Origin of the sequence: Bacillus sp. lyk4-R2A-2, assembly GCF_030209735.1 — a bacterium.
GTDB lineage: Bacteria > Bacillota > Bacilli > Bacillales > Bacillaceae > Bacillus > Bacillus pumilus.
Map to the genome: position 1 here is coordinate 410,681 of NZ_JARVRK010000005.1, position 17,651 is coordinate 428,331.

At 42.5% G+C, this 17,651-nt stretch carries 24 protein-coding genes; 22 read left to right on the top strand and 2 right to left on the bottom strand.

What is annotated here, in order from left to right; genetic code table 11:
- Positions 1-56 precede the first annotated feature (56 nt).
- Complete coding sequence (locus QRN39_RS08960) at positions 57-932, top strand: patatin-like phospholipase family protein (protein ID WP_003215585.1); 876 nt, start codon at positions 57-59, stop codon at positions 930-932.
- Here the strand turns inward: QRN39_RS08960 and QRN39_RS08965 are convergent.
- Both QRN39_RS08965 and QRN39_RS08970 read right to left on the bottom strand, forming a co-directional pair.
- The gene (locus QRN39_RS08965; RefSeq protein ID WP_003215754.1) at positions 929-1,324 is read right to left on the bottom strand and encodes an SA1362 family protein; all 396 of its coding nucleotides are present in this window, start codon (positions 1,322-1,324) and stop codon (positions 929-931) included. The genes QRN39_RS08960 and QRN39_RS08965 overlap by 4 nt on opposite strands.
- A gap of 38 nt (positions 1,325-1,362) precedes the next feature.
- Positions 1,363-2,319, bottom strand: coding sequence for a DUF1385 domain-containing protein (locus QRN39_RS08970; RefSeq protein ID WP_012010545.1), 957 nt, complete (start codon positions 2,317-2,319; stop codon positions 1,363-1,365).
- 222 nt (positions 2,320-2,541) lie between these two features.
- On the opposite strand from QRN39_RS08970, the gene QRN39_RS08975 reads away from it, so the two are divergent.
- The 21 genes from QRN39_RS08975 (at position 2,542) to QRN39_RS09075 (ending at position 17,503) form a co-directional block, all read left to right on the top strand.
- On the top strand, positions 2,542-3,069 hold the full coding sequence (locus QRN39_RS08975; protein ID WP_284906912.1) for a YqhR family membrane protein: 528 nt from the start codon (positions 2,542-2,544) through the stop codon (positions 3,067-3,069).
- A 108-nt stretch (positions 3,070-3,177) separates the two neighbouring features.
- Positions 3,178-3,621, top strand: coding sequence for a type II 3-dehydroquinate dehydratase (aroQ, locus tag QRN39_RS08980; protein ID WP_284906914.1), 444 nt, complete (start codon positions 3,178-3,180; stop codon positions 3,619-3,621).
- The gene (locus tag QRN39_RS08985; protein WP_170966016.1) at positions 3,615-4,679 is read left to right on the top strand and encodes a M24 family metallopeptidase; all 1,065 of its coding nucleotides are present in this window, start codon (positions 3,615-3,617) and stop codon (positions 4,677-4,679) included. The genes aroQ and QRN39_RS08985 overlap by 7 nt, the downstream gene beginning before the upstream one ends.
- A 25-nt stretch (positions 4,680-4,704) precedes the next feature.
- On the top strand, positions 4,705-5,262 hold the full coding sequence (gene efp, locus QRN39_RS08990; protein WP_003215497.1) for an elongation factor P: 558 nt from the start codon (positions 4,705-4,707) through the stop codon (positions 5,260-5,262).
- 177 nt (positions 5,263-5,439) lie between these two features.
- Positions 5,440-5,721 (top strand): YqhV family protein, encoded by a 282-nt coding sequence (locus QRN39_RS08995; RefSeq protein ID WP_050943774.1) that lies wholly within the window; start codon positions 5,440-5,442, stop codon positions 5,719-5,721.
- 66 nt (positions 5,722-5,787) lie between these two features.
- Positions 5,788-6,711 carry a stage III sporulation protein AA gene (gene spoIIIAA / locus QRN39_RS09000; protein WP_226803662.1) on the top strand — a complete coding sequence of 308 codons (924 nt, stop codon included), beginning with the start codon at positions 5,788-5,790 and terminating at the stop codon, positions 6,709-6,711.
- Positions 6,705-7,220 carry a stage III sporulation protein SpoIIIAB gene (gene spoIIIAB / locus QRN39_RS09005; protein ID WP_034661265.1) on the top strand — a complete coding sequence of 172 codons (516 nt, stop codon included), beginning with the start codon at positions 6,705-6,707 and terminating at the stop codon, positions 7,218-7,220. Before spoIIIAA ends, spoIIIAB begins: the two co-directional genes overlap by 7 nt.
- A gap of 19 nt (positions 7,221-7,239) precedes the next feature.
- Entirely contained in the window at positions 7,240-7,446 is a 207-nt protein-coding gene (gene spoIIIAC / locus QRN39_RS09010; RefSeq protein WP_003153142.1) for a stage III sporulation protein AC, read from the top strand.
- Complete coding sequence (gene spoIIIAD / locus QRN39_RS09015) at positions 7,443-7,856, top strand: stage III sporulation protein AD (RefSeq protein ID WP_095117840.1); 414 nt, start codon at positions 7,443-7,445, stop codon at positions 7,854-7,856. The genes spoIIIAC and spoIIIAD overlap by 4 nt, the downstream gene beginning before the upstream one ends.
- A gap of 19 nt (positions 7,857-7,875) precedes the next feature.
- Positions 7,876-9,069 (top strand): stage III sporulation protein AE, encoded by a 1,194-nt coding sequence (gene spoIIIAE, locus QRN39_RS09020; RefSeq protein ID WP_003215689.1) that lies wholly within the window; start codon positions 7,876-7,878, stop codon positions 9,067-9,069.
- Between the two features lie 14 nt (positions 9,070-9,083).
- A complete protein-coding gene (spoIIIAF, locus tag QRN39_RS09025; RefSeq protein WP_003215732.1) occupies positions 9,084-9,716 on the top strand; it encodes a stage III sporulation protein AF in 633 nt (210 codons plus the stop codon).
- Entirely contained in the window at positions 9,709-10,380 is a 672-nt protein-coding gene (spoIIIAG, locus tag QRN39_RS09030; protein WP_212045924.1) for a stage III sporulation protein AG, read from the top strand. Before spoIIIAF ends, spoIIIAG begins: the two co-directional genes overlap by 8 nt.
- Positions 10,380-11,012, top strand: a complete 633-nt coding sequence (locus QRN39_RS09035; RefSeq protein ID WP_003216063.1) for a SpoIIIAH-like family protein — start codon at positions 10,380-10,382, stop codon at positions 11,010-11,012. The genes spoIIIAG and QRN39_RS09035 overlap by 1 nt, the downstream gene beginning before the upstream one ends.
- A gap of 196 nt (positions 11,013-11,208) precedes the next feature.
- Positions 11,209-11,685 (top strand): acetyl-CoA carboxylase biotin carboxyl carrier protein, encoded by a 477-nt coding sequence (gene accB, locus QRN39_RS09040; protein ID WP_003215926.1) that lies wholly within the window; start codon positions 11,209-11,211, stop codon positions 11,683-11,685.
- Positions 11,686-11,696: 11 nt separating this feature from the next.
- Positions 11,697-13,046, top strand: a complete 1,350-nt coding sequence (gene accC / locus QRN39_RS09045) for an acetyl-CoA carboxylase biotin carboxylase subunit (RefSeq protein WP_106039244.1) — start codon at positions 11,697-11,699, stop codon at positions 13,044-13,046.
- Between the two features lie 25 nt (positions 13,047-13,071).
- Complete coding sequence (locus QRN39_RS09050) at positions 13,072-13,479, top strand: Asp23/Gls24 family envelope stress response protein (RefSeq protein WP_034620383.1); 408 nt, start codon at positions 13,072-13,074, stop codon at positions 13,477-13,479.
- Positions 13,480-13,690: 211 nt separating this feature from the next.
- Positions 13,691-14,086, top strand: a complete 396-nt coding sequence (nusB, locus tag QRN39_RS09055) for a transcription antitermination factor NusB (RefSeq protein WP_003216031.1) — start codon at positions 13,691-13,693, stop codon at positions 14,084-14,086.
- Between the two features lie 11 nt (positions 14,087-14,097).
- Positions 14,098-14,949 (top strand): bifunctional methylenetetrahydrofolate dehydrogenase/methenyltetrahydrofolate cyclohydrolase FolD, encoded by an 852-nt coding sequence (gene folD, locus QRN39_RS09060; protein WP_284906990.1) that lies wholly within the window; start codon positions 14,098-14,100, stop codon positions 14,947-14,949.
- 70 nt (positions 14,950-15,019) lie between these two features.
- Entirely contained in the window at positions 15,020-16,366 is a 1,347-nt protein-coding gene (gene xseA, locus QRN39_RS09065) for an exodeoxyribonuclease VII large subunit (protein ID WP_003215822.1), read from the top strand.
- Positions 16,363-16,623, top strand: coding sequence for an exodeoxyribonuclease VII small subunit (locus tag QRN39_RS09070; protein WP_003215880.1), 261 nt, complete (start codon positions 16,363-16,365; stop codon positions 16,621-16,623). The genes xseA and QRN39_RS09070 overlap by 4 nt, the downstream gene beginning before the upstream one ends.
- Positions 16,607-17,503, top strand: a complete 897-nt coding sequence (locus QRN39_RS09075; RefSeq protein ID WP_373861340.1) for a polyprenyl synthetase family protein — start codon at positions 16,607-16,609, stop codon at positions 17,501-17,503. Before QRN39_RS09070 ends, QRN39_RS09075 begins: the two co-directional genes overlap by 17 nt.
- Positions 17,504-17,651 lie beyond the last annotated feature (148 nt).

A 17,651-nucleotide genomic window follows, 5' to 3' on the forward strand; every position in this document is an offset into this window, starting at 1 on the left:
ATTGAAAGCATATGCTCTTACACTATTAATAACGTGATATCAAAGGGGGCTCCTTGATGAAGATAGATGGTGTGTTCTCAGGTGGAGGCATTAAGGGGGCAGCACTTGCGGGTGCCTATGAAGCGCTTGAAGCAAGAGGATATCAATTTGTCCGCCTTGCTGGTACAAGTGCTGGAGCGATCATTGCTTCACTCATCGCAGCAGGCTTTACAAGTCAGGAGATTCGGGAGCTTTTAGATGAAATGGATGAACATCACTTGCTTGATAGGAGATGTCAATTCATTCCGTTTAAAATGCTTAGGTGGGTCTCCATTTACTGGCGTCTCGGTCTGTACAAAGGCGACCGGCTGGAAAAATGGCTGACAGATGTGTTGAAACGAAAGGGGGTCACCGTATTTGGGGATCTCAAAAAAGATTCGCTGAAAATTGTTGCCTCTGATTTAACAAATGGGAAAATCCTCGTTCTGCCAGACGACCTTCCTTCATACGGCTTAAATCCAGAGCGCTTTTCTGTTGCAAGGGCAATCCGGATGAGTTGCAGTCTGCCGTATTTTTTCGAGCCTGTCAAACTAAAGTCATCAAAAGGCATTTGTACCATTGTGGATGGAGGCGTGCTTAGCAATTTTCCAATTTGGTTGTTTGCCGAAGAGAAAAAAAGACCATTCGTCGGTGTCACATTAACCCCAAACGAAAAAGAACGCCCTCAACACTCCATCCGCAATGCGTTTGAACTGTTTGGCGCTCTTTTTGAAACGATGCGTGGTGCTCATGACGAAAGACACATTGCCACAAAACACGAACGTCATGTTATTTTTATTCCAGTAGAACACGTCATTGCCACTGATTTTCAGTTGATGACAGAAAAGAAAAAGGCGCTCGTCGATCTAGGCAGACAGAAGGCCGAGCAATTTTTAAAAAGCTGGACATTTTAAAACAAAGCGCGATTCTTCTTTTTGTTTTTCTTGCCTTCAATCACAGTTAACTGTGTTTGGCTTTTCTTTTTGAGAAGGACGGGCTTAGACTTGTGGTCAGTCGGCACGCTTCGCAAATGAGTGACCCGATTTTTCATCTGGCTTTTCGTTTTTGGTTTAGGCTGCTGGTAGCGACGTTTTGATTGTTTGACTGCTTTACGATAAAGATTGCCTTCTGTTCCAGTTCTTCGATTCATCAGCCATCTAAATAGGAAAAACATAACCGCTCCAATGATCACAACTGATAGCAGCATTGTAAAAAGTCTGCCTGGATTCGTTGTGAGTAAATACACAAATCCCAAAACACCTAAAGCGAAAATAATGGTAAAAGCAGGATGTACTCGGCGATTCATAACTGTCCACCTCCGAAGGAATTTACCGGATTTATAAGTTAGATCACTTGATGAGCAGAATCTGACGCTTGTTTCAGAGACGCTTCCTCTAAACGAAGAAGTTCATTAAAACTTGCAATGGCTACCTCGACTTGATCGTCAGAGGGTTCTTTTGTTGTGAGCAATTGCAGCCAAAGGCCAGGATAGCCAAGCACTTTCAGCACAGGCACTTCTCGGAGTTTGTTCGTAAGCTGAAGCACTTCAAATGAAATGCCGAGAACAACCGGAATGAGCGCCAAGCGATTCAGAACTCTCACCCATAAAGGATCTGTCGGTACGAGTAAATAGACGAACATTCCGACAATGACAGTGAATAAAATAAAGCTGCTACCGCATCGATAATGAAGTCGTGATTGTTTTTGGACATTTTCCACTGTGATGTCAAGATTCTGTTCATAGCAGTTTATGACTTTATGTTCTGCGCCATGATATTGAAATACCCTTTTAATTAAAGGGGTCATGGAAATAAAGTAAATATAGCCTAATAACAGGACCAGTTTAAAGAATGTTTCCACTGCGATTTGTGCGAAATTCCCTGAAAAGACAGGCCGCACAAGTTCAGCTAAAAAGACAGGTACTAGGGTAAAGACAAATTTACTAAAGAGAAGAGAGAGAACTCCGATCACAGCAATGCCGAAAATCATAGATAATTTCGAGCTTTTTTGTTCTTTTTCAAGAGTATGATCTTCTGAAGGATCTAAGTCATAGCGCTCGCTGGAGAAGTTCAAGTGCTTACTGCCATTTGCGCTTGCTTCAACAAGTGCAGCAACACCCCTGACAAAGGGGATTTTCTTGAGAAAGGCGGTTCGTTTATTGGAGGTCCGGGGAAGCTTTAAAAACTCAATGGACTGATCCTTACGCCGAATCGCTGTCACATAGTTCTTTTTACCTCCGAACATGACACCTTCGACAACTGCCTGCCCTCCATATGCTGGAGGTTTTGTTTGATTGGACATATTTCATCAACCTGCCTGTTTCCTGTAATTTACATGCATTTCCTTATACCTTTATTGTACAGGAAATGAGGGGAAATCACTAGCGCACAGGTCGATTATCTACTAGAATTCTATCTACCTCTTTTTAGCCAGTATACCCTGTTATAAAAATTTTACACTCACGGATGGAAATCCTTTTTTTTATGACATTTTGGACATACTACTTGCTGGAGGTGTTCACAAATGAAACGTGATGAAAGGAAAAACCAAGAAGAAAACAATCAGGCTGTACAAACGTCATCGCTGTTGGCAAGAGCAGCTGCGACAGGCTTTGTTGGCGGTGTTTTTTGGGGCTTTATCGGGTTTCTGACCCATATGTTTCATTTCTCAGAGGTGAGTCCCAATATGCTCCTTCAGCCTTTTGTGCTCGGAGAGTGGAAAAAGGGCGGACTTGGTACTTTTATCAGTATTGTACTTTTAGGGGTTTTATCGATCGGAGCAGCCTTTATTTATTATGGGCTTTTGAAACGGATCAAAGGCTATTGGATGGGGCTGATATATGGCGCGCTTTTATGGCTGCTCGTTTTTTACGTATTTAATCCCATTTTCCCAGATGTAAAGCAAGTCCAGGATTTGCAGCAAAGCACCATCGTCACAACATTTTGCCTATATATTTTATACGGCATGTTTGTCGGATACAGTATTTCGTTTGAATATAATGAATTAACGAGTCAAAAGCTTGCGAGGGCACTCGGGAAAAAGACAGAATAAAGTGTAAATCACCTATTCATATGATAAAATATTTTTGGAAACGAAAGGTTTCTAAGGAAAAAGAAACAGATCTCGATATAGATTGAATTAGGGTGAAGGAGTGGTTGTATGCCTCATTTTCTTGTACTGAATGGGCCCAATTTAAATAGGCTTGGCAAAAGAGAGCCGGCTGTTTACGGAAGTAAGACGCTGACAGATTTAGAGACAGATTTGTTCCAGTTTGCAGAAAGAGCCAATATCCAGTTAACGTTCTTTCAATCAAATCACGAAGGAGATTTGATTGATGCGCTCCACGAAGCAGAAGACCAGTACGATGGAGTCGTGTTTAACCCGGGGGCTTTTACACACTACAGCTATGCCCTGAGAGATGCCATTGCAAGTATTTCTTTATCCGTCGTTGAAGTACATATCTCAAACGTTCATAAGAGAGAGGAATTCCGCCATCATTCTGTACTTGCTCCAGTATGCCAAGGGCAAATCGTTGGTCTTGGTTTAGAAGGGTATAGATTGGCGATTCGTTATTTAGTGAGTGAAGGGGGAGCAGTATCATGAAACTCGAAAAGTTAAGAACACTTTTATCTGAATTAGAGATCGATGGTCTAGTCATTACGAGCAGCTTTAATTTACAGTACATGACCAGCTTTACTGGCTCAGCCGGTCTCGCCGTTGTTTCAAAGGACCGGGCAGCTTTTATCACGGATTTCCGTTATACAGAGCAAGCGAAGGACCAAGTAAAAGGCTTCGACATTATTGAACATAAAGGAAACATCGTAGAAACCGCAGCTCAAACGGCAAAGGAATTTGGGATCAAACGCCTTGGGTTTGAACAAAACCATATGACATTTGCCACTTACCAGCAGTATGCAGGTAAAGCAGGTGATATTGAGCTTGTTCCGGTCTCAGAATCAGTTGAAAAGTTGCGCTTGATTAAGTCTAGTGAAGAGATTAAGATATTAGAGGAAGCTGCGAAGATTGCAGATCACGCCTTTGATCATATTCTCACTTACATCAAGCCGGGCTTGACGGAAATTGCTGTCATGAACGAGCTTGAATTTTTCATGAGAAAAGAAGGCGCTGAAGGATCTTCATTCGATATGATTGTCGCCTCAGGTGTTCGTTCAAGCCTGCCGCACGGAAGAGCGAGTGAAAAGGTGATTGAATCTGGTGATTTAGTCACACTCGATTTCGGTGCTTACTATAAAGGATATTGCTCTGATATGACAAGAACGATCGCTGTTGGCACACCGAGCGATAAGCTAAAGGAAATTTATCATATCGTATTAGAAGCAGAAAACGCTGGTGTGGATAGAATCAAGCCTGGCTTAACAGGAAAAGAAGCTGATCGCATCACACGTGACATCATTGAAAAGTATGGCTATGGTCAATACTTCGGGCATTCAACTGGCCACGGGCTAGGGATGGAAGTGCATGAAGCGCCAGGCCTTTCCTCACGATCAGAGGTCGTCTTAGAAAAAGGAATGGTCGTGACAGTTGAGCCGGGAATTTACTTACCGGATGTCGGCGGCGTGAGAATTGAGGATGATATTGTCCTGACAGCTGACGGCAATAAACGATTGACCCACTCACCGAAAGAACTTATCATATTATGATGGTGAAATGTAGGAGGATGACAAAATGATTTCAGTAAACGATTTTCGTACAGGCCTGACAATTGAAGTGGACGGCGGTATTTGGCGTGTAGTGGATTTCCAACACGTAAAGCCAGGGAAAGGCGCAGCGTTTGTTCGTTCGAAACTGCGTAACCTGCGTACTGGTGCTATTCAAGAAAAAACATTCCGTGCAGGCGAAAAAGTAGCGAAAGCTCAAATCGAAACAAAAACAATGCAATACTTGTATGCAAATGGCGACCAGCATGTCTTCATGGATACAAGTTCTTATGAGCAGCTTGAACTAAGTGAAACACAAATTAAAGATGAGCTGAAATATTTGCTAGAAAATATGTCGGTTCATATTGTGATGTACGGTGCTGAAACACTTGGAGTAGAACTTCCAAACACGGTAGAACTAGAAGTAGTAGAAACAGAGCCTGGTATTAAAGGCGACACAACATCAGGCGGATCAAAACCTGCAAAAACAGAAACTGGTTTAATCGTCAACGTTCCTTTCTTTGTGAACCAAGGAGATAAACTAGTCATTAATACATCAGACGGTTCATACGTGTCAAGAGCGTAATAAATGAAGAAAGACTGTAAACCTCGTGTTTACAGTCTTTTTTTATTGTAAAACATGTAAGACTCCCCAAAAGGCAGGCCTTCTCTCAATTCTCTCATTCATCTCTTTTCCTTCCTGAAAAACAAGACTACTTCCAGCTAGACAAGCATATAGTGTAAAAAAAGCTGGAGGTTCTATATGAAACAATTTCTCCCAGGTCTACATCCATCAGTCGCTGCGATGGCAGGCATGAGGTTTTTATCGGCAGCGATTGAACTGACGGCCGCCATCCTCATTTTAGTCACAAATGACGTTCGAAAAGCGGTTGTCATCAATAGTATATTGGCGATCATTGGGCCGCTCATTTTTATTATCACGATGACGATTGGAATCTATCAAATCGCAGGGCAGTTATCCTATGCCAAGCTCGTCTTTATTTTCATTGGTGTCGTATTTATTCTTGTTGGGATCTATAAGTAAAACGGCTTGGCATAATTAACGTCTCCCATCATACATTTTAGAGAAGAAAAAAAGGAGGGGAATTCGTTGCGGAGTTTGTTGGATATTCTCCCGCACTCGATTGGACAAGAACTTAGACTGCTAAAAGAAGCAGAATGGGATCAAATAGAAGAAATCCGCATTCGCACGGATCGTCCTATTGAATTAATGCAAAGAGGAAAACCGCGCTTTCTTTCTTATCACACAACAGGAGAAGATGCGTCTCAGCTATTAGGCAGGCTGAGCAATTATAGTATGTACACACTTGAAGAGGAGCTAAAGCAAGGCTACATCACCATTTCAGGCGGACACCGGGTGGGACTTGCAGGAAAGGTAATCGTTGAAAACGGCATTGTCAAAGGATTAAGAGATATCTCTTCATTTAATATCCGCATCGCAAAAGAAAAAGTCGGGATTGCGCTTCCCTTTCTTCCCTATTTATATGACGAGCACTGGTGCAATACACTGATCATCGGTCCACCGCAAACAGGGAAAACGACATTGTTGCGGGATATAGCAAGACTGGCTAGTACAGGCACAAAAGCAATTCCTCCTAAAAAAACAGGCATTATAGACGAGCGTTCAGAAATCGCTGGGTGTATAAGAGGGGTGCCGCAGCACCAGTTTGGACACCGGGTTGACGTGCTCGATGCATGTCCAAAGGCTGAGGGCTTGATGATGATGATTCGGTCTATGAGTCCAGAGGTCATGATCGTCGATGAAATCGGAAAAAGCGAGGATGTGCAGGCACTTTTAGAAGCGATTCATGCTGGGGTCACCATTATCGTTTCCGTTCATGGCTATTCACTTGAAAATGTGTATAAACGTCCATCATTGAAGCCGTTATGGGAGCTTCGAGTGTTTGAACGTTATGTTGAATTAAATCGCAAGGACGGTCCCGGCACGATCGGGCGGATATATGACCAAGGCGCACAAGAGATGAAATGGAGGCGGGGAGTGGACGTATGTTAAAGCTCATTGGCGCTATCTTGATTGTCGCGGCTACGACTTGGGGAGGGTTCGAGTTTGCCAAACGATATAGCGACCGGCCGAAACAAATTCGGCAGCTCCGGTTTGCGCTCCAGTCTCTTGAAGCTGAAATTATGTATGGTCAAACACCGCTAGCGCGTGCAGCAGAGCAAATTGCGTCGCAAGTAGGTCCTCCTGTGAATCGGTTATTTGAACAATTTGCAGAAAAGCTGAAAGTCGGAACCTTTTCCGCACGGCATGCATGGAATGAGAGTCTTGAGGATGTTTGGAAAAAAACCGTCTTAAAAAAAGGCGAATATGAGGCACTGAAGCACTTTGGAGAAACACTTGGCCAGCATGATGTCACGTCTCAGCAAAAATATATCAAGCTTGCTTTAGGTCATTTGGAATCGGAGGAGAAGGAAGCTGAAATCGCCCAAGCCAAAAATGAAAAAATGGTCAGAAGCCTCGGATTTTTAAGCGGATTACTACTGATTCTTTTATTGATGTGAGAGGAAGGGAGTCGAGAGCATGGGCGTTGATGTAAACGTCATTTTTCAAATTGCGGGAGTAGGCATCGTTGTGGCATTCCTCCATACGATTTTAGATCAAATGGGGAAAAAGGAGTACGCTCAGTGGGTCACGCTGCTTGGGTTTATCTACATTTTGTTTATGGTGGCAACCATTGTAGATGATTTGTTTAAAAAGATTAAAGCCGTATTTCTATTTCAAGGATAGGGGAGGGCTTACAAATCGACATCATACAAATTGTTGGACTTGGTTTAATCGCTACTTTTTTAGCATTAATCGTCAAAGAACAAAAGCCAACCTTCGCCTTTATGCTTGTTGTATTTACAGGGTGTGTGATCTTTCTTTATTTAATAGATCAAATCTATGCCATTATCTCGATGATAGAAAAAATTGCGGCAAGTGCCGGCGTCAATATGAAGTATGTTGAAACCATTTTAAAAATTATCGGCATTGCCTATATTGCGGAATTCGGCGCCCAGCTGACAAAAGATGCTGGACAAGGCGCCATTGCATCAAAAATAGAGCTTGGCGGCAAAATTCTCATCTTGGTCATGGCAGTCCCCATTTTAACAGTCATCATTGAGACCATCTTAGGTATGATCCCGTCCATGACTTAATTGAAAAGAGGTGATGACAATGAAACGGGTGACAGCTGTTATGGGACTGATGCTTTTCTTCTGGCTGTTCGCTCCGCACGCAGGTGCAGAAGAAAAAGAGCCGTTATCAAATGAAGCACCAGCAGCAGAAGAAGTGGCAACTGGACAGGCTGATGCACTTGAGCTTCATTCCATTAGTGACTTTTGGGAAACCATATTGGACGAGTATGGCGGCTTTCTGCCAGAAAGCCAAAAAGGAACAGTGAAGGAAATGATTGATGGCGATAAAGAGCTGTCTCCCCAGACATGGCTGAAAGCCTTTGTTCATTATCTTTTTCACGAGGTCATCGCAAACGGAAAGCTCCTTGGTACACTGATTTTACTCACCATCTTTTGTTCGCTTTTACAGCTTTTGCAGAATGCATTTGAACAAAGCACTGTCAGTAAAGTCGCATACGCACTTGTTTATATGGTGCTGATCATTATTGCACTCAACAGCTTTCATGTGGCGATTTCTTATGCAACAGAAGCGATTCAAACGATGACCAGTTTTATTCTTGCTCTTATTCCTCTGTTATTAGCACTGATTGCTTCATCAGGCGGGCTTGTCTCAGCCGGATTCTTTCATCCTGTTATTTTATTTTTAATGAATACGAGCGGCGTTTTTATTCAATATGTCGTTCTTCCGCTTATTTTTTTATCAGCGATATTGAGCATTGTCAGTACGCTGACTGAACAATACAAGGTTACCCAGCTTGCCCAGCTGTTAAGAAATGTGGCGATAGGCGGGTTAGCCGTTTTTTTAACTGTCTTTCTTGGCGTCATTTCTGTGCAAGGTGCATCTGCTGCGGTTACGGATGGTATCGCACTTCGTACAGCCAAATTTATTACCGGAAATTTCATCCCCGTCCTTGGCAGAATGTTTACAGATGCGACGGATACCGTCATCAGTGCCTCTGTATTACTTAAAAATACGGTCGGACTTGTTGGCGTTGCTATTCTCATTTCAATTGCCGCTTTCCCTGCGATCAAAGTGCTCTCGCTAGCCCTTATATATAAGCTTGCCGCAGCCATTCTTCAGCCATTAGGAGGCGGACCGATTATCAGCTGCCTTGATGTCATTTCAAAAAGTGTGCTTTATATCTTTGCTGCACTTGCTGTCGTGTCGCTCATGTTCTTTTTAAGCATTACCGTCATTATCACTGCTGGCAACCTGACCATGATGATGAAGTAAGGAGGGGACACCTTTTGAGTTTTCTCACGGAATGGATCACAAGTATTATTCTCTTTATCTTATTTGCGATTGTCATTGATCTTCTGCTTCCCAATTCAAGCATGCAAAGATATGCCAAAATGGTCGTCAGCCTCCTGTTGATTGTGGTGATGCTCAATCCGATTTTTGCTTTATTTCGGGCAGACCCTGACCAAATTTTCTCAGAATTGATGAAGGGGAAGGAAGAAGCACAGTCAGAAGAAATAAAAAATCAGATGAATTTAGAAAAAAAAGAAATACAAGCCTCTCAGCGTGCATATATTTTAAAGCAAATGGCTGTCCAACTAGAAAAAAGCGCAAAGGAGCCACTGGAGAAGGAGAGCTATGAAATGAAACACGTAGAAGTGCTGGCAGATGAAGAGCACCTGGATCAGAATATGGAGGCGGATCAATTTCGCATCAAAGCAGTTCTTTCCCCGCTCACAGGTGATGCTGTAGAAACGGTGGCAAAGGTGGACATTGATCTCTCCAGGCAAAAGGAGGAAAGCGCTGGATCTTCTAGCAAAGAGATCAAGAGGGTGAAAGAGACGCTTGCTGATGTTTGGAATACGAGTCCTGAGCACATTGCGCTGAACATTGAGGGAGGTGACGCAGCAGATCATGAATAACAAGGACTGGAAACAAAAGCTGAAATCATTCTTGCAGCCGCCTGAAAAAGGTGAAGGGAAACCAAAATTAACGAAGCACCATTACTTGCTGCTTGTATTCATCATCGGCGTATCTTTCATGTTAGTCAGTCAGATCTTGTCACCGTCATCAAGCAAAGAACAAGCTGCTGTTCCTACTTCTAAAAAAACAACCTCACAAGAGCAGGAGGTATTCAAGCCGGCATCGTCAAGTAAATCAAAAAATTCGATTGAAGATGTGGAGCAAGAATACGAAAATCAGCTGAAAGAAATTTTAGAGACCATTATTGGCGTTGAGGATGTATCGATTGTGGTCAATGTAGACGCCACTTCTTTAAAAGTGTTTGAAAAAAACAAATCCAATAAAAGCACAACGACCGAAGAAACAGATAAAGAAGGCGGCGTGCGAAGTGTCACCGATCAAACAAAAGAAGAAGAAATCGTCATCATCAAAAATGGCAATGAAGAAACGCCAGTCGTGGTGCAAACGAAAAAACCAGATATTCGAGGTGTTCTCGTTGTTGCTCAAGGAGTAGACAACGTTCAAATAAAGAAAACCATCATTGAAGCGGTTACACGAGTGCTTGATGTACCGAGCCATAGAGTGGCTGTTGCCCCTAAAAAAATCAAGGAGGATTCGGAATGATGTTAAAAAAACAAACGGTTTGGCTATTAACGATGCTAAGTTTAGTTGTCGTCTTAAGTGTGTACTATATCATGTCTCCACAAGGTGAAAATGCAGTGACAGTAGAAGAGATGAAATCAAAAGGAACGGAAGAGAAAAAGACTGAACCAGAAAAAGGGATGGACAAAGGAACGGAAAAAGGCGCTGATGAGAAGTCCACTGACAAAGAAACAAATGGTAAACAAGAGGATATCGAAACAAGCGGTGAAGAAGGAAAGGCTGTGTCAGAGCAAACAGACGATGAGCTTTTTACAACATACAGATTAGAGCTTGAAGATAAACGAAGCAAACAGCGTGAAGAGTTCAACGAAATCGTATCCAGTGATGATGCAACAGCACAAGAAAAAAGCGAAGCGTATGACCAAATGACAGCGCTTAGTGAGGCAGAAGGAACGGAGCGTCAGCTCGAAACCTTAATTAAAACAAAAGGTTATAAAGATGCGCTAGTGAGTGCAGAGGGAGATAAAGTGAGCATCACAGTTCGTTCTGACAAAAAATCAAAGTCCCAAGCGGCCGATATTATTGATATGGTCACAAAAGAAATGAGAGGTCTTGATAACGTAGCGGTTACTTTTGAGCCCTCCAATGAATAAAAAATGAACAGGCGCCCTTTGCCGTAAAGGGCGTTTTTTGATGCGGTTTGGCGCCCTCTCCAAGGTGCTCTCGCAAAGCGCTTCGCCACAATAGTAGTTGAATTCAATGAAATCCTCCTGTAAGATGGTTATAGTATGTACTTTTAGTACTAGCCTATAAAGAAAAAGATAAATCCATACATAGGGGTGCAAATCCATGTTAAAAATTGAAGAAATTCATGAACTGATTAAATTAATTGACGAATCAACAATTGATGAATTTACGTACGAAAACGAAGGTGCAAAAATCAAACTGAAGAAAAATAAAGAAGTCGTTCAGCAAGTAGCGGCACCAGTGGCTCCTGTCCAAGCAGCTCCAGCTCAACAAGCTCCTAAAGCACAAGCTCCAGCTCAGACCGAAGCCCCTGCACAAGAGGCAGCTGCGTCTGAAAATCTGCATAAAATCACATCCCCAATGGTTGGCACATTTTATGCTTCATCTTCACCAGAAGCAGATCCATATGTGACATCAGGTTCTAAGGTGAAGGAAAACACAGTTGTGTGCATCGTAGAAGCGATGAAACTGTTTAATGAAATCGAAGCAGAAGTAAAAGGTGAAATCGTCGAAGTATTAGCTGAGAACGGTCAGCTTGTAGAATTCGGACAACCCCTCTTTCTAGTGAAAGCAGAGTAAGGAGTACGATCATGATTAAAAAGCTATTAATTGCAAACAGAGGAGAAATCGCAGTTAGAATTATCCGCGCTTGTAAAGAGCTTGGAATTGAAACAGTTGCGGTATTTTCTGAAGCGGATCGCGATGCGCTTCATGTTCAAATGGCTGATGAAGCATATTGCATCGGACCGACTGCTTCAAAAGATAGTTATTTAAATGTCACGAATATTGTTAGTGTAGCCAAATTAACAGGTACAGATGCCATCCATCCAGGATACGGCTTCCTTGCTGAAAATGCAGACTTCGCAGAGCTTTGCGAGGAATGCAATGTCATCTTTGTTGGGCCAACTGCATCAGCGATTTCCAAAATGGGAACGAAAGATGTCGCAAGGGAAACAATGAAAGATGCTGGCGTTCCGATTGTTCCTGGTTCTCAAGGAATTGTAAAAGATCTTGATGATGCTGTTTCAACAGCAGCAAGTATTGGGTATCCTGTGATTATAAAAGCAACTGCCGGCGGCGGTGGTAAAGGAATCCGTGTAGCTCGTACCGAAGAAGAGCTTATTAACGGTGTCACCATCACGCAGCAGGAAGCAGCGCAAAACTTTGGTAACCCTGGCGTCTATTTAGAAAAGTTCATTGAAGACTTTAGACACGTGGAAATCCAAGTGCTTGCAGATCAGCATGGCCATACCATTCATTTAGGAGAGCGTGATTGCTCGATTCAAAGAAGAATGCAAAAGCTTCTTGAAGAAACGCCATCACCAGCGCTGAATGCAGACATCCGTGAGCAAATGGGTGAAGCAGCCGTAAAAGCTGCAGAAGCTGTTGAATACACTGGTGCTGGAACAGTCGAATTCATTTATGATTATAATGAAGAGAAGTTCTACTTCATGGAAATGAATACCCGTATTCAAGTAGAGCATCCTGTAACAGAAATGGTCACAGGTGTTGACTTGATCAAAGAACAAATTAAAGTCGCATCAGGTGAGAAGCTTTCTCTTACACAAGAGGATGTCGTATATGAAGGATGGGCAATCGAATGCCGTATTAATGCAGAGAACCCAGAGAAAAACTTCATGCCTTCAGCTGGTGAAATTAAAATGTATCTTCCGCCAGGCGGTCTAGGAGTACGTGTTGATTCTGCCGCTTATCCGGGCTATGTGATTCCGCCATATTACGATAGTATGATTGCAAAGGTGATCACATATGGTAAGACGAGAGAAGAAGCAATTGCGAGAATGAAACGCTCGCTTCAAGAATTCGTCATTGAAGGAGTCTACACAACGATCCCATTCCATCTAAGATTGCTTGAGCATGAAACATTTGTGAGTGGTAATTTTAATACGAAGTTTTTAGAAACATACCAAATCATGAAATAATCACAGCTTTCGGAGGTGAATGATCGTGTCAGAAAACAATTTGCTTGAAATGAACCTTGATGAAGATCAATTGGGAAAAGTGCAAATTGCACCAGAAGTGATTGAGGTCATCGCTGGGATCGCCGCTTCAGAAGTCGAAGGCATTGCCGAAATGCGCGGCAATTTCGCTGCTGATGTAGCAGAACGCTTTGGTAAGAAAAATCACCGTAAAGGTGTGAAAGTAGATGTCTCTGATGAAGGCATCACAATCGATGTATATTGTGTGGTTGAATTTGGCCTATCCATTCCAAAGGTATCCACTGCTGTACAAGAAAATATCCGTCAAACTCTTTTGAACATGACTGCTTTAACGATTAATGAAATCAATATTCATGTCGTTGGTATTCAATTTGATACTAAAGCATCTGAGGCTGAAGTAGATCAAGAAATGTAAAAAAAGAGTTCAAGTGAAACCAAGGAGGCATTGCCTCTTTGGTTTTTTAAAGCCCATTTTTGGGTCATTTCCGAATAATAATGATCTCACACGTTGATTGATTCGTTTTTCGTCACAGCTCGCATGGATCTTGGTGCGACCACGGTCAAAATATGTTATGATCTCTGTATGGCTTAACGACAAGCGGATAAAGTGGTTAAAGGAGTAAATAATGAAAAGAAGAACTGCAAGAGAAAAGGCGCTACAAACATTATTTCAAATTGATGTGAGCAATATTGATCCGAAAGAGGCCATTACACATGCGCTGGATGAACAAGAATCAGATCCTTTTTTCGAGGAGCTGGTTTTCGGTGTGCTTGAACAAAAGGACAAGCTCGATGACATGATTTCACAGCATCTAGTGAATTGGAAACTCGATCGTATTGCAAACGTAGACAGAGCCATTTTAAGGCTGTCTGTGTACGAGATGGTGTATCAAGAAGATATCCCGGTTAGTGTCTCAATGAATGAAGCGATTGAACTGGCCAAATTATTCGGTGACGATAAAGCATCGAAATTTGTAAATGGAGTACTTTCAAACATTAAAAACGACCTAAAGCAGCAATAGGAGGATTCGACATGACAGCAACAATCATCGATGGGAAAGAAACAGCAAAAGAAAAGCGTGAGCAATTAGCAAAAGAAGTAGAAGAGCTAAAACAAAAAGGTGTCACACCTGGTCTTGCCGTTATTCTAATCGGTGATGATCCGGCTTCACTTTCTTACGTACGCGGGAAGAAAAAAGCAGCAGAAGCAATGGGGATGCATTTCCAGCTAGATCATTTAGATGCTTCTTTAACAGAAGAAGCATTGCTTCAGTTGATTGATCAGTACAATGCGAACGATCAATTCCACGGGATTCTTGTTCAGCTTCCACTGCCAAAACATATTTCTGAAAAAGCCGTGATTGAACGTATTTCACCTGAAAAAGATGTTGATGGTTTCCATCCATTGAATATCGGGAAAATGCTCCTTGGGGAAGACACATTCCTTCCATGCACACCAGCAGGCATTGTTGAATTACTAAATAAAACGGGCGTCAGTCTTTCTGGAAAAGAAGTCGTTGTTGTCGGACGCAGCAATATTGTCGGCAAACCAGTAGGACAATTACTGTTAAACGAAAACGCAACGGTTACTTATTGCCATTCAAGAACAGCGCATATTTCAGAACATACGTTGAAAGCGGATATTTTAGTTGTTGCCGTCGGTCGAGCAAACTTTATTAAAGCTGACCAAATTAAAGAAGGCGCTATTGTGATCGATGTAGGAGTCAATCGTTTGGATAATGGAAAGCTTGTTGGAGATGTTGATTTTGAAGAGGCAAAAGAAAAAGCTTCTTATATCACACCAGTCCCTGGCGGAGTCGGTCCAATGACGATTACGATGCTTGCACATAATACGGTTAAATCAGCAAAACGTACATTAGCATAAGCTTTATCCATTCATCCACCTGCATGCTGCTGGTGGATGAATGTGCGTTTTTGAAGAGGAGGAATACGTCATGAGTGAAAAAGCCTTTGTGACGGTCACAGCCCTTACAAAATACATAAAAAGAAAATTTGATGTTGATCCGCATTTAGAAGATATTTGGATCAAAGGTGAGCTATCCAATGTCAAGATTCATTCAAGAGGACATGTGTACTTCACCTTAAAAGACGAAAACGCACGCATGCAAGCTGTCATGTTTCAGCGCTCTGCGGCGAAGCTGCCTTTTTCACCTAAGAGTGGAATGAAGGTGTTTGTACGCGGCGGAATTCAAGTCTATGAACCAAGCGGCAACTATCAATTATATGCAAAAGAAATGCAGCCTGATGGTGTTGGTGCTCTTCATCTCGCTTATGAAGAGCTGAAGAAAAAGCTAGCAAGTGAAGGCTTATTTGATGCGCGCTATAAAAAGCCAATCCCTGAATATCCAGAGGTTGTTGGTGTCATTACGTCTCCAACAGGAGCGGCTGTTCGAGATGTCATTACGACCATTAATCGGCGCTATCAGCAGGCGAAAATCATTGTGCTTCCGGCGCTCGTTCAAGGTGAGCATGCGACCCGTTCCATCGTAGAGCGGATTAAGGAAGCGAATGAAAAACAGCTCTGTGATGTCTTGATTGTCGGAAGAGGAGGCGGTTCGATTGAAGAGCTTTGGGCTTTTAATGAAGAAGCTGTCGCAAGAGCCATCTTCGCATCAGACATTCCAATCATATCTGCAGTTGGACACGAAACAGACTTTACGATCAGTGATTTCACTGCAGATATGAGAGCACCCACACCAACAGGAGCAGCCGAACTTGCTGTTCCAAGCACGACCGATTTAATTGAACGAATCAAATCAATCGATATACGGCTAACAAGAGCGGTAAAGAATCGAACCTCACAAGCGAAGGATCGTCTTGTGGCGCTGCAATCCTCTTATGCCTTCCGTTTTCCAAAACGATTACAGGAGCAAAAAGAGCAGCAATTCGATTTGGTATTTGACCGTTTTCAAAAACAGCTATCGAGGCAAATTGAGCTAAAACGCAGTCAGCTAGACCGCCAGACATACAGGCTGAAGCCGCTTCACCCTAAAGAGCAACTGCTTCAAGCGAAAAAACGCCACGCCAATGAAACAGAACAGCTCATTCGCAGTATGAATGTGCAAATGAAAACAATTCATTCGCAGTTCCAATCGGTTCTTGGTAAACTAAATGCATTAAATCCACTTCAAGTGATGGAAAGAGGCTATAGCTTAGCCTATAAAGAAGATGAACTAATAAAAAGTGTGAACCAAGTAGAGACGCAGGATCAGCTGACCATCACGATGAAGGATGGACGTCTGATTTGTGAGGTTATTGAGAAGGAGGGGCAATCAACATGACAGAATCCAATAAACAAAAAGAAGAACAAATGACATTTGAAGAGGCGATGAAAGGTCTTGAGGAGATTGTGGGAAAGCTCGAAGAAGGAGATGTACCACTTGAGCAGGCCATTCATTATTTCCAAGAAGGGATGACCCTTTCGAAGCTTTGTCATGAAAAATTACAGCATGTTGAAAAGCAAATGGATTTCATTTTAAAAGAGGACGGTGAGCTAGCTCCCTTCTCAGTGAAGGAGGCCGATGCTGGTGACAAGTAATTTAAATGAATTTTTAACAACACGAAAACAGGCCATTGAAGATTATTTATTTACATATGTTCAGGAATTGACGATTCCTGAAGACCTGAAATCTTCTATGCTCTATTCTCTTAAAGCGGGCGGGAAAAGGCTTCGACCTGTTCTCGTTCTTGCTCTTCTAAATGCCTACGGTAAAAACGAAGAAGACGGTATACCTGTCGGCTGTGCGGTTGAGATGATTCATACGTATTCATTGATACATGACGACCTTCCTTGCATGGACGACGATGACCTTCGCAGAGGAAAACCGACAAATCATAAAGTGTACGGAGAAGCAACAGCGGTTCTCGCAGGTGATGCCCTTTTAACAGAAAGCTTCCGCCTGATTACATCTCAGCTGTCTAGCAGCGTCTCTGCTGACAAAAAGCTCAGAATTGTGGATGAGCTTGTAAAGTCAGCAGGTGCTCTAGGAATGGTTGGCGGTCAATTTGACGACATGGAAGCAGAGCAAAAGCAAGTATCGCTTGCTGAACTAGAATCCATTCACGCCCGTAAAACAGGAAAACTCCTTACGTTCAGCGTCGCAGCAGGTGCAATGCTGGCAGGAGCATCAGATGACGATATCGAAAAGCTAAGGGAATTCAGCTATCATATTGGCATTGCGTTTCAAATCCGTGATGATATTTTAGATCTCGAAGGAAGCGAAGAAAAAATCGGAAAACGGGTCGGCTCTGATACAGCAAATGAAAAGTCGACATATCCTTCTTTATTAACGCTTTCAGGAGCAAAAGAAAAGCTGCATGAGCACATCACACGTGCAAAAGAAATTGTCTCAAATCTTCAATTAGAGCAGCAATTGTTGCATGATTTATGTGATCTAATTGCCTCAAGAGATCATTAAAAACAGCCTAGATTTGAGGGTCCTCGAGCAATTGTGGTAAACTGTAAACAGTTTATTATGATGAGACAACTCTTATTCCCTATTGGTTTTCAAAGGAATGAGGCATTATAGATGTATATAGAAATTTTGTTGAAAGCGAGTTGATCCT

Bases quoted from the DNA above. Each gene is read 5' to 3' on its own strand.
- spoIIIAE (WP_003215689.1), top strand. From the start codon at position 7,876: ATGAAACGGGTGACAGCTGTTATGGGACTGATGCTTTTCTTCTGGCTG.
- efp (WP_003215497.1), top strand. From the start codon at position 4,705: ATGATTTCAGTAAACGATTTTCGTACAGGCCTGACAATTGAAGTGGAC.
- spoIIIAB (WP_034661265.1), top strand. From the start codon at position 6,705: ATGTTAAAGCTCATTGGCGCTATCTTGATTGTCGCGGCTACGACTTGG.
- QRN39_RS09035 (WP_003216063.1), top strand. From the start codon at position 10,380: ATGTTAAAAAAACAAACGGTTTGGCTATTAACGATGCTAAGTTTAGTT.
- QRN39_RS08960 (WP_003215585.1), top strand. From the start codon at position 57: ATGAAGATAGATGGTGTGTTCTCAGGTGGAGGCATTAAGGGGGCAGCA.
- QRN39_RS09075 (WP_373861340.1), top strand. From the start codon at position 16,607: ATGCTGGTGACAAGTAATTTAAATGAATTTTTAACAACACGAAAACAG.
- accB (WP_003215926.1), top strand. From the start codon at position 11,209: ATGTTAAAAATTGAAGAAATTCATGAACTGATTAAATTAATTGACGAA.
- QRN39_RS09070 (WP_003215880.1), top strand. From the start codon at position 16,363: ATGACAGAATCCAATAAACAAAAAGAAGAACAAATGACATTTGAAGAG.
- spoIIIAG (WP_212045924.1), top strand. From the start codon at position 9,709: ATGAATAACAAGGACTGGAAACAAAAGCTGAAATCATTCTTGCAGCCG.
- spoIIIAC (WP_003153142.1), top strand. From the start codon at position 7,240: ATGGGCGTTGATGTAAACGTCATTTTTCAAATTGCGGGAGTAGGCATC.
- QRN39_RS08995 (WP_050943774.1), top strand. From the start codon at position 5,440: ATGAAACAATTTCTCCCAGGTCTACATCCATCAGTCGCTGCGATGGCA.
- QRN39_RS08975 (WP_284906912.1), top strand. From the start codon at position 2,542: ATGAAACGTGATGAAAGGAAAAACCAAGAAGAAAACAATCAGGCTGTA.
- xseA (WP_003215822.1), top strand. From the start codon at position 15,020: ATGAGTGAAAAAGCCTTTGTGACGGTCACAGCCCTTACAAAATACATA.
- accC (WP_106039244.1), top strand. From the start codon at position 11,697: ATGATTAAAAAGCTATTAATTGCAAACAGAGGAGAAATCGCAGTTAGA.
- aroQ (WP_284906914.1), top strand. From the start codon at position 3,178: ATGCCTCATTTTCTTGTACTGAATGGGCCCAATTTAAATAGGCTTGGC.
- nusB (WP_003216031.1), top strand. From the start codon at position 13,691: ATGAAAAGAAGAACTGCAAGAGAAAAGGCGCTACAAACATTATTTCAA.
- QRN39_RS08970 (WP_012010545.1), bottom strand. From the start codon at position 2,319: ATGTCCAATCAAACAAAACCTCCAGCATATGGAGGGCAGGCAGTTGTC.
- QRN39_RS08965 (WP_003215754.1), bottom strand. From the start codon at position 1,324: ATGAATCGCCGAGTACATCCTGCTTTTACCATTATTTTCGCTTTAGGT.
- folD (WP_284906990.1), top strand. From the start codon at position 14,098: ATGACAGCAACAATCATCGATGGGAAAGAAACAGCAAAAGAAAAGCGT.